Source organism: Dolichospermum sp. UHCC 0352, assembly GCF_009711925.1.
Lineage (GTDB): Bacteria > Cyanobacteriota > Cyanobacteriia > Cyanobacteriales > Nostocaceae > Dolichospermum > Dolichospermum lemmermannii.
In genome coordinates, this window is record NZ_VIKY01000058.1 from 1 (window position 1) to 14,320 (window position 14,320).

The 14,320-nt window shown below is 40.1% G+C and carries 9 protein-coding genes and 1 pseudogene; 8 read left to right on the forward strand and 2 right to left on the reverse strand.

The window, feature by feature from the left end; genetic code table 11:
- The 4 genes and pseudogenes from FJR06_RS04010 to FJR06_RS04025 all read left to right on the forward strand — a co-directional run.
- Positions 1 to 614, forward strand: a pseudogene (locus tag FJR06_RS04010) (hypothetical protein); the annotation flags it as partial.
- A 176-nt stretch (positions 615 to 790) separates the two neighbouring features.
- Complete coding sequence (locus tag FJR06_RS04015; RefSeq protein WP_015081158.1) at positions 791 to 1,249, forward strand: PaaI family thioesterase; 459 nt, start codon at positions 791 to 793, stop codon at positions 1,247 to 1,249.
- A 182-nt stretch (positions 1,250 to 1,431) separates the two neighbouring features.
- The gene (locus FJR06_RS04020) at positions 1,432 to 2,289 is read left to right on the forward strand and encodes a cytochrome P450 (protein WP_041458111.1); all 858 of its coding nucleotides are present in this window, start codon (positions 1,432 to 1,434) and stop codon (positions 2,287 to 2,289) included.
- 182 nt (positions 2,290 to 2,471) lie between these two features.
- Positions 2,472 to 3,989: a DUF4114 domain-containing protein gene (locus FJR06_RS04025; RefSeq protein ID WP_083881480.1), complete on the forward strand. Its 1,518-nt coding sequence runs from the start codon at positions 2,472 to 2,474 to the stop codon at positions 3,987 to 3,989.
- A 131-nt stretch (positions 3,990 to 4,120) separates the two neighbouring features.
- Here the strand turns inward: FJR06_RS04025 and FJR06_RS04030 are convergent, their stop codons facing one another.
- Entirely contained in the window at positions 4,121 to 5,686 is a 1,566-nt protein-coding gene (locus tag FJR06_RS04030; RefSeq protein ID WP_148762739.1) for a DEAD/DEAH box helicase, read from the reverse strand.
- A gap of 65 nt (positions 5,687 to 5,751) precedes the next feature.
- A complete protein-coding gene (gene rimO, locus FJR06_RS04035; RefSeq protein ID WP_168650862.1) occupies positions 5,752 to 7,107 on the reverse strand; it encodes a 30S ribosomal protein S12 methylthiotransferase RimO in 1,356 nt (451 codons plus the stop codon).
- Positions 7,108 to 8,185: 1,078 nt separating this feature from the next.
- On the opposite strand from rimO, the gene btpA reads away from it, so the two are divergent.
- The 4 genes from btpA (at position 8,186) to FJR06_RS04055 (ending at position 14,174) form a co-directional block, all read left to right on the forward strand.
- Positions 8,186 to 8,998 carry a photosystem I biogenesis protein BtpA gene (btpA, locus tag FJR06_RS04040; RefSeq protein WP_015081161.1) on the forward strand — a complete coding sequence of 271 codons (813 nt, stop codon included), beginning with the start codon at positions 8,186 to 8,188 and terminating at the stop codon, positions 8,996 to 8,998.
- A 289-nt stretch (positions 8,999 to 9,287) separates the two neighbouring features.
- Positions 9,288 to 10,277 carry a vitamin K epoxide reductase family protein gene (locus FJR06_RS04045; protein WP_168650878.1) on the forward strand — a complete coding sequence of 330 codons (990 nt, stop codon included), beginning with the start codon at positions 9,288 to 9,290 and terminating at the stop codon, positions 10,275 to 10,277.
- A 346-nt stretch (positions 10,278 to 10,623) separates the two neighbouring features.
- The gene (gene clpB / locus FJR06_RS04050) at positions 10,624 to 13,242 is read left to right on the forward strand and encodes an ATP-dependent chaperone ClpB (RefSeq protein WP_168650864.1); all 2,619 of its coding nucleotides are present in this window, start codon (positions 10,624 to 10,626) and stop codon (positions 13,240 to 13,242) included.
- A 359-nt stretch (positions 13,243 to 13,601) separates the two neighbouring features.
- Positions 13,602 to 14,174, forward strand: a complete 573-nt coding sequence (locus tag FJR06_RS04055; RefSeq protein ID WP_168650866.1) for a Uma2 family endonuclease — start codon at positions 13,602 to 13,604, stop codon at positions 14,172 to 14,174.
- Positions 14,175 to 14,320: the final 146 nt, after the last annotated feature.

The window sequence follows — 14,320 nt, forward strand, 5'->3', positions numbered from 1 at the left end:
ATTTCCTTTTTTCATCTTTGCTATTTATGTATCAAATAAACTTCCTTTTTTTCGCTTTTTATGAATATTTTTTTTCGCTTGTGAGAAATCCGGGCTATGTAGCTCAAATTCTAGAGCAGTCTTCAGTCACAGAAGTAACTGAAGTATTCCAAACCGCAGAAATAGATAATAGCCATCCTGAATATAAACCACTTTCTGGGATGAGGAAATGGATTAGATACGGGTGGTATCCGTCCATCGATATCATCAGTTTAATTGGTGGAATTGCCGCGATCGCTTCTTTGCGGAATCAAGGCATTAGTCTGGTTGACTTGGGAATTTTGCTTTTCATGTTTAACTTCGTTGGTTTGGGCGGAGAAGCAGGAATGCACAGACTGTTTGCCCATAAAAGCTATAAAGTAGCTAAACCCCTACGCATTCTGCTGGCACTAGCTGGCTCAATGGCAGGTGAAGCGCCCATCATTGAGTATGTAGCTTATCATCGTTGCCATCACATCTATGCCGATAATGAGGGCGATCTCCATTCCCCACATTACATTCAGGCTAACAAACCTTGGGCTAGGCTCAGAAATGTCTGGCACGCTTTTTTCTGGTTCTGCTCTGCTGAATATTGATTGGTGGCAAATTGATCCGAGTGGTTCATTTATTAGCTTACTTGAGAAGCTTGGCTGGGCTTGGAATATCAAGCGGCCAACTCCTGATCAAGTAAAAGCAAAAAGATTTAATCCCGGAATCGGTAGCTGAGTTGTTTCTAGAAAGTGATTGGAAGATATGAGGATTTTATTGATTTATGGATGTTACCAGCAAAATTGAAAAACTAAATAAACCTATTGCCAAAATCAGAACTCCCGCTGATCTGGTTTCTTTACAAGAAAAAATTCAGACATCTCCCTTTACGGTTTGGATGAACGTAGAAATCACTGCTTGTGAAGATGGCTTTGTGGAATTAATTGTCTCGATGCGAGAGGAATTAAAACAGCATAATGGTTTTACCCACGGAGCTGTAATTGGTTTTTTAATTGATAGTGCCTGTTGTTGGGCCGCAGCTTCTAAGGTAGGAGATGTAGTTACTGCCGAATACAAGCTGAACTTTATTGCCCCTGCCGTTGGCGAAAAATTAATTGCTCGAGGTTATGTCATTAAATCGACTTTTAGCCAAGTCATCACCCGGGCTGATGTGTTTTCTGTTAACGGGACTAAAGAAACCCTTGTTTCTACTGGTTTAGCCACTGTAACTCCCTATGGTTGAATCCCAGAAAACAATAATCTCCGGTTAAGTTGAGGCAAAATCCTTCAAATTTCCCACACTGATTTAATCTGGCAAATCATTAGTAGGACTTTCCGAAATATAATCTGCTTACAGAAAAAATGGTAGAACGTAAATTTTAACGCCTACCATTTGTCTACCATCTTTAATGGACAAAAGAGAATATGTCAAACTTAAATTCTTCTGAAATAGATTACGATTTATTCGCTCCAGAGTTTCTGTTCAATTCCTATCCATTATACAAACTAATCCGCTCGAAAGACCCTGTTTATTATTACAAAAAAGGGGGGTTTTGGTATTTAACTAGATATAAAGATGTAGAAGCTAGCTATCAAGATACCCGATTGAGTTCTGATCGAAGTTCTTTATTCGTCCAACAGTTAGAAGGTGTAGATTTGAACACTATTCAGAACTTTAGATTTCTGATGGGGAATATGATGGTAGAAAAAGATCCACCCCACCATACCCAATTACGTAAAATCTCTCTTCCGGGATTTCTACCACGAGCTTTAGAAAATTGGCGTTCGATAATTCAAGAAACAACTGATAATTTACTGGATATTCCCAATGGTATAAATGCGCTTCTAAATCACCCACATGAATTACGGCGACTCAAAGAAAATCCCGAACTAATTGATTCTGCCATAGAAGAAATGATTCGTTTTGATGCCGCTGCCACACATTCCTTGCGAGTTGCCAAAGAAAATCTGACTATTGGTGGCAAGGAAATCTCAGCAGGTAGTGTTGTTGCATTAGGAATTGCGGCGGCTAATCACGATCCAGAAAAATTTGAGAATCCAGAAGTTTTCAACATCACACGCTCACCCAATGAACATTTGGGTTTCGGTAAGGGTATTCACTTTTGTTTAGGGTCAGTTTTAGCTCGTATGGAATTAAAAATTTGCTTTTCTACATTGCTTAAAAGAATGCCAAATTTAATGTTTGACCCTAATTACACCCCTGTTGTCAAACGTAATAGTTTAGCGTTTAAGGGTTTTGAATCATTACGAGTAAAATTCTGAAAATCATATTTTTCCCAAGACTTTTAGTAAATTTAGCCTTTGTAAATTTGTCAATTTGAGTCCTCAAAAGTAATACTTTTTCATCAAGTAGAAGTGCTGTATATCTAATGCTGTGCAGTGGTTTTAACCTGGGATTCAGGTGAGATCCTTTGCTAAAACCTAAGTTTAATTCAGAGGTTATTATGCCCGCAAACAAAATTATCAAACAGACTGTTGCTGAGTTTTATGGAACATTTGATTCAGTTAATTTACCGCTTGGCGGTAGACAACTCACCACTGGGGTTATTTCCGTAATTCAGAACCCCGATGTACCAAGTGTAATCACGTTCAATACGAACACCAATCAAACTATTTTTGATCTCAACTTTTTACTTGATTTTCCACTCTTGAGTGTTTTGGGACTACAACCCATCCCAACTTCTATCTATGAAACAGGTTCATATCAAGTGAATGGACAAGATTTAATAGCTAATGTAACAGGTGTAGGTACATCCGCAGGTTCTTCTCCTTTTGCAGGAACAAAGACTTTCCCCGTAGTCCAATGGAAAGTCACTAGTCCATTAGATACCTCTGTTTTCCTTGGAGAGATTGAATCAGAAGTTGTAACAATTGTTCCCCCTTCTGGTGAGCAGGTTCAAACTAAAGGCACTGGTAAAGCCATAGTTACCATCAAGCTTTCAAAAATTGCGGATGATGTCTTTAAAATCTCGAATAGCAGTGGCAAATCAAAAATTAAGGTTACTCTAACAGAAAGAAGTTCTAATCTTGTCAATGAACTGGGAGTATTCACCGTTGATGATGCTCAAGGTAAAATTAATGGTATCGCTCCAGGAACAGCAGGTTACGCCCAAGCGGCTTTAGAGCGATTTAAGGTAATTTTCTCTACTATTGCTAATCTCCCCAATGGGTTTAATACCGATAATTTGACACATTTGTTGGAATTTAATTCCGGTGATAACTTGAGATTTTATTTGGTGAAAAATAGTACAACTGATGCTGTAAAGGCTGGAGTAACTCCATTTACAGACATACTATTTTCAGATTCTTTAACCCAAAAGATTACAGATTTGGGGAATGATGACTTTTCCCTAGCTTGGAAAGATGGTTCTGGAAATAATGCGACTGACTTTAATAATCTAGTAGTGAAATTTAGTCCCACAAATGATTCCTTACCTTTAGGTACAAATCTCCAAGGAAAACCCCAAGGAGAAGTGATTGATTTACGGGGTATTACAAGTCAGGTAAAAGCTGATTTTGTGGTCAACAGAGAAGCAGCTTTCAATAATTTTATCGGCTTCTATCAAGTAACTGATGAAAATGGTGGTATTGACTCCAATGGAGATGGTAAAGCCGATATTTTCGCTGGACAACCTGGTTATGTTGAAGCGGCAGTTCGTGGGCGTGTTGCAGGTATTGACTTAACAGTTAATAACCAAGGTACAGCGACTTACACAGGAACTTTCCAACCAGGTTCTATCTTTGTCCCATTTATTATTGTTAATGATAGACCTGATGCTTTACTTGATAGCAATCCCAATAATAATCCAGCAGTTTACTTCCCCTTCTTGGGAGCTAATGCTGATAAAGTAGATCACATTCGCTTGTTAGGGAATAACGTCTTTGGCTTTGAGGATTTACCAAACGGTGGTGACAAAGATTTCAATGACGTGATTCTTCGAGTCAATATGAATATTGTTTAGTGATGTAGAAAGCAGGTAGGGGTTTAGCAATGCTAAACCCCTACATTTATACTCAGAATTGGGATATTTTTTGAGTTGGAAGTCCCTTATTTACTGGCTGAGTACCGTGATGCACTCATAACAAATCCCATCTATTCTCTACCCGTAGGTAAACCTAACTTGTGATTGCTAGGAGTAGAAGAGGGTTCATTGTAGGCTATTTTTAACTTTGGTTTAGCACTACCGCCACTGCCACCGCTGCTACGTCTTTCATCGTTACCTCTACCTTCTTTTGACCAAGAGGAACGGCCACCGCGACCACCACCAGAACTACGTTCCCGTTCTCCACCATCACCACGTTTGTTAATTCTGGGTTTGGGAGTTGGGCTTTCGTCTACGGGCAGGTCTACTCCTGATATTAACCAAGCAGGACGGGTTTGATCGTAAGCGATTTGTAAAGCAGCCGCAGCGATCGCATGAGCATCATATTCCTCAATCATTTCGCTGATAATTGGCAAGAAGGAAGCTAACCGTTCCCCAGTTAAAGCTTCTGCCACTTGTCCTCTTAACTTCTGGATATGTTGGGCTTCAATCTGCGCCTTGGTAGGAATAGAGAGAATTTGCCAAGTTTGACGGTTATGGCGTTCAAATGCCTGTTGTTTGCGGCGTTCAAAAGATTGTACTAAAGAAATTGCCGTTCCTTCTTTTCCAGCCCGACCAGTCCGACCAATGCGGTGAACATAGGTTTCGACGCTATCAGGTAAATCAAAGTTGATTACATGAGAAAGTTGGTCAACGTCCAACCCACGCGCTGCAATATCAGTAGCGACAACCCAACGAACTTGACGGTTACGGAAACGGATTAATAGGCGTTCCCGCGCTTGTTGAGACAAATCACCATGATATTCATCCACACTATGACCAGCAGATTGCAATTGACTGGTTAATTCTGCGGCTGTACGCCGGGTGCGAACAAAGATTAAAGCTGTTTCTGGATCTTCCATTTCCAGAATTGGTTGTAAAGCTTTAGCTTTTGTCCAATGACGGGGAATCATGTAAGCCACTTGATTGATTTTATTCGGTGCGGCTTTGGGTTGTTCAACGGTGACAGTCACCGGTGAGTTCAAAAATTTATTTACCAACATCCGAATTGATGGTGGCATTGTCGCGGAAAATAATGCTGTTTGGCGTTCATTAGGCGCTTGGGAAAGAATTCTTTCCACATCGTCAATGAAGCCCATGCTTAACATTTCATCAGCTTCATCTAAGACAAACCATTTGACTTGATCTAGCTTCAAGTTACCACGATCTAGTAAGTCTATGACCCGTCCTGGTGTCCCGACAACGATTTGCGCCCCACGTCTGAGTTGCATAATTTGACGGTCAATTGATTGACCACCATAAATAGCCGCTGCTTTCAAGTAACTGTTACCAATAAATTGGGAAACAGCCGCATGAACTTGAATTGCTAATTCACGAGTTGGGGTTAAAACTATTGCTTGTACAGCTTTGAGGTTCTCATCTAACCGCTCTAAAATTGGTAGAGAAAAAGCTGCGGTTTTACCTGTTCCTGTTTGCGATTGACCAACTACATCCCGACCATTTAATAGTTGAGGAATTGCTTGGGTTTGAATATTTGTAGGTTCAGTAAAACCCATGCCTTCTAACAATGTAGCCCGTTCTGGGGAAATGCCTAATTCTTGAAATGATAAATTCATTAACGCTCCTAGATTTGATTGTAAATTTGGGACTGGTAAACCGATACTTATTTGTAAATTAAGTCTTATACAACAGCAGATAGCAGAGGGGAAGATAATCTATCACTATTGATAACTTGACCATAGAGGTCATAGGCATCGGCACTTTGAATTGCTACTTTGACGATGGTTCCTAGCCTAGCCTCTCCTTTAACATAGACTTGACCATCAACTTCGGGAGAAAATCTGCCGGAACGACCGATTAATTCTCCACCTTGGGGATTTTCCTGTTCAATCAGGACATCAACTATCTTGCCGACTTCCTGTTGATTTTTCTGGAAAGAAATTGGTTGTTGTAATTCCATTAAGCGATTACGGCGTTCCGTCATCACTGCCGCTGGAATTTGATTGGGTAGATTGTAGGCAGGAGTTCCTTCTTCTGGTGAGAAAGTAAAAACACCAACATGATCAAATTTATGTCGTTGGGTAAACTCTAATAAATGTTGAAAATGCTCTTGAGTTTCTCCAGGAAAACCAACTATAAATGTGGTTCTGAACACTGCTGATGGTAGGGCAATTTTCAGCCGTTCCATAATCCCATCATTGATCTGTCCTTGCCAGGGACGATTCATAGCCCGGAGAATTTCTGGATGGGAATGTTGCAGTGGCAAGTCCAAATATGGCAAAACGTTGGCAGTTTCTTGAATAGCTGCAATCACATCCGCTGTTAATCCGGTGGGATAGGCGTAGTGCATCCTAATCCAAGGTATATCTACTTTGCCTAATGCCCGCAGCAATTCGGCTAATTTGGGTTTGCCGTAAATATCTAAGCCGTAATTGGTGGTGATTTGGGAAATGAGAATTATTTCTTTGACACCTTGACTTGCCAGTTGTTGGGCTTCGGCAACTATTGATTCAATGGTACGCGATCGCTGATTTCCTCGCAAATGGGGAATAATGCAAAATGCACACCGATAATCACAGCCTTCTGCCACTCGCAGGTAAGCTACTCCTTCAGTGGTTGTCCGATAACGGGGTGTGGTTTCGTCGGCTATATAAGTGGGTTCAGCAGTAATTTCTTTAACTCGCTCTCCCTGTTCTACTCGCTCGATGACATCAACGATTTTGTGATAATCGCCTGTCCCTACTACCGCTACTGCTTCCGGCAATTCTTCCAATAATTGCTCTTGAAAGTGTTGCGCCATGCAGCCAGTAATCACGATTTTTTTCTTGGCTTCCGCTAGTTCTACTAGGGTTTTTACTGATTCTTGTCGAGCGGCTTCGATAAAACTACAGGTATTGACAATTACGTAATCTGCTAATTCTTCGTTACTATCTACACCATAGCCTGCATTCACTAGCAGCCCTAGCATATGTTCTGTATCAATCCGATTTTTCTCGCAGCCCAGGTGAGAAATGGCAATCGTTGGCTTTTCACCCATATTTTCAATAAGTCTTCCGTTTTTCCTTGTTAATTAACATTTAAGCATTGGGTCGGGAATAAATACAGCAGATCACAAGTAAACTAATCAATACGGGTTTAGCAGTGCTAAAGCTCTACCTAATAACTCACTCGGTGAATTTTGCTATAATTTCCACCCAACTACCCGCCACTAATTACCAGATTTAACCTATATAACTAGCAACTTTAACTAGTAAAAGCCAAATTACAGCCTTCATCTATCATGTTGATAGAGGCTAGTCCATGATACTTCTACTAATTTGTTTCCCAGGGTAATCTTAAGTGTCTTTGGGTAAGTTTGACACTCATAATATTTTTAACAATTCGCTTAAGTTGTTAATTTACCCGTTGGGAAGCCGACCAAGAGGTCTGTTGTGAGAAGCCGCTACCCAACTGGGGAAATCGCACTGGCGACTACGCCTATCAAGCAGTAATGCTACTCGGACATTTGGAATTAAATGCCGGGAAGCTGCCTTACATCTTGTGAGTGGCAAACTCCTCTTGTTATCAGATTCTATCTTAACATATCTTATGGAAGGTTGAAATTTAATTTCCATCTTGAGGAGGAGGCAACAACCTGACCATAAAAAAACTGGTGAGGATCTACGCTCCAAATTCGTGAAATTTTTACTGCCACCTGCTATATCTAGTTTAGACAAGGAAATAGATAATTGGTGAAATTACTATTTCTGATCTGTTTCGGTGTTCCCGAAAGCAATTTATCTTAGTACAAGAAGACATCCGGCGGCAATGCCCAGGGAATCTACATTTTTTTGTTTGATTCTCGCTGTCTATTTTTTATTGCTGCCATTTTGTTACCCCCTCGTCTGGAGAGTGGGGATAGGCAACGACTCCAGACTGTGACCGAAAAGACGGGACACAAGCCCCGTCCTTCCAGGACGGCTTTATGTTAAAATTTGGTCATAGTCGCCATAGGGCATTGGGAGACTTTAAACGGACATGGAGGGACGATAAGACCACTTGTGGCGGGTTCTGGCGAAGTGTCAAGAATCACCGCACCTTCAGGTCGGTGAGTATGTCAAAAATAAATTAAAGCCGTGGATTTACATCAGTTATTTAAAACCCGAACACCAATTATTGGCGTAGTACATCTGCTACCTCTTCCGACTTCAGCCCGTTGGGGAGGTAGTCTCAAAGCAGTGATTGACCGTGCCGAACAAGAAGCCACAGCCCTTGCTAGTGGAGGGGTAAATGGGATAATCGTTGAGAATTTTTTCGATGCCCCTTTTACCAAAAATCAAGTTGATCCAGCCGTTGTCAGTGCGATGACTGTGGTTGTTCAACGCATCCAAAATTTAGTCACTGTGCCTATAGGGTTAAATGTGTTACGTAATGATGGCAGGAGTGCGATCGCTATTGCTAGTTGCGTTAATGCCCAGTTTGTCAGAATTAATGTTCTCACGGGTGTGATGGCAACTGACCAAGGATTAATTGAGGGGGAAGCTCATCAATTACTGCGATATCGGCGAGAATTAGGATCTGATGTGAAAATTTTTGCTGATGTTTTGGTAAAACACGCTCGTCCTTTAAGTTCTCCTCATCTCACTGTTGCTGTTAAGGATACTATTGAACGAGGTTTGGCTGATGCGGTAATTTTATCTGGTTGGGCTACGGGTAGTCCTCCTGACCAAGAGGATTTGGAACTGGCTAGTAATGCTGCCGCTGGGACTCCTGTTTTTATTGGTAGTGGTGCAAGTTGGGAAAATGTGGGGACGTTACTACAAGCAGCAGACGGGGTGATTGTTTCTAGTTCTCTGAAACGTTATGGTCAAATTCAGCAACCGATAGATCCGATTCGCGTCAGTCAATTTGTCGAAGCTGCCCGCAGACCTCTATTGTCTAAACTATGATTCTTTTGATTTGCTTGATTAGAAATTGTCTAAACTATGATTCTTTTGATTTCAGTGATTAGAAATTGTCTAAACTATGATTCTTTTGATTTCAGTGATTAGAAATTGTCTAAACTATGATTCTTTTGATTTCAGTGATTAGAAATTGTCTAAACTATGATTCTTTTGATTTCAGTGATTAGAAATTGTCTAAACTATGATTCTTTTGATTTCAGTGATTTAGATGATTATGAGGATCTTTAGACTCTCTTCCCCAGTTCCCAGTTCCCAGTCCCCAATCACCAATATTATGATTCGTCGTCGTTCTACTCCTTGGATTCATAAATGGTCACGTCCGGCGATCGCAACCATCGCTGGATTTGGTATCCTGAATACAGGTTATCTCACTTTTGAAAAGCTGACCGGCAGCACTCCGGTTTGTACTACAGCAGAAAATGTTAAGGGTTGTGTGGATGTCCTTTCTAGTCCTTGGGCTACGTTTTTAGGTCAACCATTACCTTTGTTTGGTTTGTTGGCATACATTGGGATGTTGATATTCGCTTTAGCTCCCTTAGCCTTGAACACAGGGGAAAATCACAAAGGTCAGAAACAACTGGAAAATTTGACTTGGTGGTTGCTGTTTGTAGGAGCGATCGCTATGTCAGTTTTTAGTGGATACTTAATGTATGTCCTAGCATTTCAACTCAAAGCTATTTGTCCTTACTGTATTGCCTCTGCCTTATTTGCATTAACTATGTTAGTGCTAACTGTTATAGGTAAGGATTGGGAAGATATTGGACAACTTTTATTTACGGCTTTGATTGTGGCAATGGTAACGCTAATTGGGACTTTAGGCGTTTATTCTCAAGTCAGCCCATCAGGTAATATTACTGAATCAACTGATGGTAAACCCACAGCAATTACCTTTACTCCTAAAGAACAACCAAATCCTCAATTTGGCTGGGAAATTACCACTAAATCTGGTGAAGCGGAGATCGCTTTAGCTCAACATCTTGTTAAAGTTGGTGCTAAGGAATATGTAGCTTATTGGTGTCCACACTGTCACGAACAGAAGCTACTTTTTGGCAAAGAAGCTTATACAATAATTAGTGAAAGTTCTACAGTAGAATGTGCTGGTGATAGTCCCAAAGGTAAACCAGAATTATGTAAAGCTGCAAAAATCGAAGGTTTCCCAAGTTGGGTTATTAATGGTAAAATCTATAGCGGAGTGCAGACTCTAGAGGAATTAGGAAAGATCACTGGTTATACAGGTCCGAAAAACTTTAAATATTTCCGCTAGAGATCAGACTACATCCAAAAAATCAATAATTAAGCATCGAGTGTGGGAGTTTAGCACAATGCTAAACCCCTACTAAGTATTTACGTAAAATTTAGATTAGATATTAATTATTGTATTTAAATAAATATACGGTTTTGGCTACTTATTCATGTTTGACATTAATTTTAAATTAAAGCCTGTCGCCCAGATGTAAGTCACAGTAAGTTTTATAGAACGGAATACAGCAACAGTTATCTGAGATTGGGCAATAATACTACATTTTAAAGACGTGAAGACCGATCTAGCTATTCCGCCAAATATTTTTACAATGATCGTATTAGACAGTAGTTTGTTATTCTAAAAGTTTATGCAGCCGACCAACCCTGATCAATTTACAGAAAAAGCCTGGGAAGCGATCGCTCATACACCCGATGTCGCTAAACAGTATCAGCAACAGCAGCTAGAAAGTGAACATCTGATGAAAGGGTTGCTGGAACAGGAAGGACTGGCCAGCGCGATTTTCACTAAGGCTGGCACAAATTTGCAAAAAGTTCGAGATCGCACCGAGCAATTTATCCAACGTCAACCCAAAGTATCGGGGACTAGTGCTTCTGTTTATTTAGGACGCAGCTTAGATACATTATTAGATCGGGCAGAAAAATATCGTCAAGAATTTAAAGACGAATTTATTTCTATTGAACACCTTCTACTAGGGTACGCCAAAGATGACCGTTTTGGCAAGAGTCTCTGTCAAGAATTTGGTTTAGATGAAAACAAACTCAAAAATATTATCAAAGAAATTCGGGGGAAACAAAAGGTGACTGACCAAAATCCAGAAGGTAAATACCAATCACTAGAGAAGTACGGACGAGATCTCACGGAAGCCGCCCGTAAAGGTCAATTAGACCCTGTAATCGGTCGTGATGATGAAATTAGACGTACAGTACAAATTCTCTCCCGCAGAACCAAAAATAACCCGGTTTTAATTGGTGAACCTGGAGTTGGTAAAACCGCAATTGCGGAAGGTTTAGCTCAACGCATAGTTGCGGGTGATGTTCCCCAATCTCTCAAAGATCGTAAACTCATTAGTCTAGATATGGGGGCTTTAATTGCGGGAGCAAAATTCCGAGGTGAATTTGAAGAACGTCTCAAAGCCGTATTAAAAGAAGTCACCGAATCTGGTGGGAATATTGTATTGTTTATTGATGAAATTCATACCGTTGTCGGTGCAGGTGCAAGCCAAGGAGCTATGGATGCGGGAAATTTATTAAAACCAATGTTAGCACGAGGTGAATTACGCTGTATTGGGGCGACGACTTTGGATGAATACCGCAAATATTTGGAAAAAGATGCCGCTTTAGAAAGACGCTTTCAACAAGTTTATGTAGATCAGCCCAACGTTCAAGATACAATTTCCATTTTACGCGGTTTGAAAGAACGTTATGAAGTCCATCACGGGGTGAGAATTTCTGATAGTTCTCTCGTCGCTGCGGCCACTCTCTCTAATCGTTATATTAGCGATCGCTTTCTCCCTGACAAAGCTATTGATTTAGTAGACGAAGCCGCTGCTAGACTGAAGATGGAGATTACCTCCAAACCCGAAGAACTAGACGAAATAGACAGAAAAATCCTCCAATTGGAAATGGAAAAACTTTCCTTACAAAAAGAAAGTGATCTCGCTTCCCGTGAACGGTTAGAAAGATTAGAAAAAGAACTCGCTGACCTCAAAGAAGATCAAAGAACCCTTAGCACACAATGGCAATCCGAAAAAGGGATTATCACCAAAATTCAATCAATTAAAGAAGAAATTGACCGAGTTAATTTAGAAATTCAACAAACCGAAAGAGACTACGATCTTAACCGGGCTGCGGAATTAAAATATGGCAAATTAACAGACTTACATCGGCAATTACAAGCCGTAGAAACTGAACTTTCCCAAACTCAAAAAACCGGAAAATCACTATTACGCGAAGAAGTTACAGAAGCCGATATTGCCGAAATCATTTCTAAATGGACAGGCATTCCCCTGAATAAATTAGTCGAATCAGAAAAAGAAAAACTCCTGCATTTAGAAGATGAATTACATCACCGGGTTGTCGGTCAACATGAAGCCGTTACTGCTGTCGCAGATGCCATTCAACGTTCTCGCGCTGGACTTTCTGACCCAAACCGTCCCATTGCGAGTTTTGTCTTTCTCGGTCCAACTGGTGTCGGTAAAACCGAACTAGCGAAAGCCCTAGCTGCTTATATGTTTGATACAGAGGAAGCTTTGGTGCGGATTGATATGTCCGAATATATGGACAAACATAATGTTTCCCGTTTAATTGGTGCGCCTCCCGGCTATGTCGGTTATGAAGAAGGAGGACAATTAACCGAAGCCATTCGTCGTCGTCCCTACGCGGTGATTTTATTTGACGAAATCGAAAAAGCCCACCCCGACGTATTTAATATTTTCCTGCAAATCCTTGATGATGGTAGGGTGACAGATGCCCAAGGTCGCACAGTAGACTTTAAAAATAGTATTATCATCATGACCAGTAACATCGGTTCTCAATATATCCTAGATATATCTGGAGATGATACTCGTTACGATGAAATGCGTAATCGTGTGATGGAAGCAATGCGAAGTAGTTTCCGTCCAGAGTTCTTAAACCGTCTGGATGAATTGATTATTTTCCACAGTTTACAAAAATCGGAATTGCGGAATATTGTTCAGTTACAAGTAGATAGATTAAAACAAAGATTAATTGACCGGAAAATATCTTTGAAATTATCCAGTTCTGCCCTTGACTTTTTAGCAGAAGTAGGGTATGATCCCGTTTTTGGGGCAAGACCATTAAAACGAGCAATTCAAAGAGAATTAGAAACCCAAATAGCCAAAGCCATTTTACGCGGTGATTTTAGCGACGGTGACACGATTTTTGTAGATGTCCAAAATGAGCGTCTTGCCTTTAATCGCTTACCCGCAGAAGTGTTTACAGGTTAGATTTGAGAGTCCCTTCAAGTCAGGGAATAAATTCCCTGTCTAAAAGCTAAAGTCGGTTAAAACCGACTACTTTGGCATAAAATAAATAGGATGATTTTTGATTTTGAGTTAGAGGTTGTTTGAAAAGTATTATATCAAACCCGTAATCTCCAAAAACCTAACCCCCCTACCCCCCTTCCCTGCAAGGGAATGGGGGTTTTAAAGCCTCTCCCCTTGCAGGGGAGAGGTTTGGAGAGGGGTCAGTCTATACATTCAAAACTTTTCAAACATCCTCTTAACCAGAGTGGATTTTAACGCACTTTAGCTAAATTGGTAAAAGACTTGACAATAATTTGAGAATTATTAAAAAAGGAAAAATTATGCAATCTCCTCTTTACTTTTTCACTGTCGAAGAATATCTAGAATTAGAACAATCTAGCGATATTCGTCATGAATATTTTGCTGGTGAAGTCTTTGCTATGGCTGGAGGTAGTAAAGAACATAATATAATTACTCTCAATATTGCTAGTAGACTACGTTCCGGGTTACGGGGTAGTTCCTGTAATGTTTTCATGTCAGACATGAAAGTGAAAATAAATTTAGCCAATGACAATAAAACTATATTTTACTATCCTGATGCGATCGTTAGTTGCGACACTGAAGATCAAGACCGTTATTCACTGAATTATCCTTGTTTAATTATCGAAGTGCTATCACCAAGTACAGAAACTATAGATAGACGGGAAAAACTGGTAAATTATCGCAGTTTAGCAAGTTTGAAAGAATATGTTTTAATTTCTCAAAATGAAATCAAGGTAGAAGTTTATCGTCAAGATGAAAAAGGAAATTGGACTATACAAATTTTGATTAATCGTGATGATAAATTACATTTAGATTCCGTTGGTTTGATTCTAGAAATGGCAGAAATATATGAAGATATTATCAATATTTAATTGTTTAATTTAGTTAGAGAAAAAATAGCAGATAGATTAAATAGACCACAATTCAGACAGAAACTTCTAATGAAGAAAATATCCCAACCTGTAGTACAAACGTAGGGGTTTAGCACTGCTAATAGGTGTCAACTTAAGTTAAAAAT

Bases quoted from the DNA above. Each gene is read 5' to 3' on its own strand.
- FJR06_RS04015 (WP_015081158.1), top strand. From the start codon at position 791: ATGGATGTTACCAGCAAAATTGAAAAACTAAATAAACCTATTGCCAAA.
- FJR06_RS04020 (WP_041458111.1), top strand. From the start codon at position 1,432: ATGTCAAACTTAAATTCTTCTGAAATAGATTACGATTTATTCGCTCCA.
- FJR06_RS04025 (WP_083881480.1), top strand. From the start codon at position 2,472: ATGCCCGCAAACAAAATTATCAAACAGACTGTTGCTGAGTTTTATGGA.
- FJR06_RS04030 (WP_148762739.1), bottom strand. From the start codon at position 5,686: ATGAATTTATCATTTCAAGAATTAGGCATTTCCCCAGAACGGGCTACA.
- rimO (WP_168650862.1), bottom strand. From the start codon at position 7,107: ATGGGTGAAAAGCCAACGATTGCCATTTCTCACCTGGGCTGCGAGAAA.
- FJR06_RS04045 (WP_168650878.1), top strand. From the start codon at position 9,288: ATGATTCGTCGTCGTTCTACTCCTTGGATTCATAAATGGTCACGTCCG.
- clpB (WP_168650864.1), top strand. From the start codon at position 10,624: ATGCAGCCGACCAACCCTGATCAATTTACAGAAAAAGCCTGGGAAGCG.
- FJR06_RS04055 (WP_168650866.1), top strand. From the start codon at position 13,602: ATGCAATCTCCTCTTTACTTTTTCACTGTCGAAGAATATCTAGAATTA.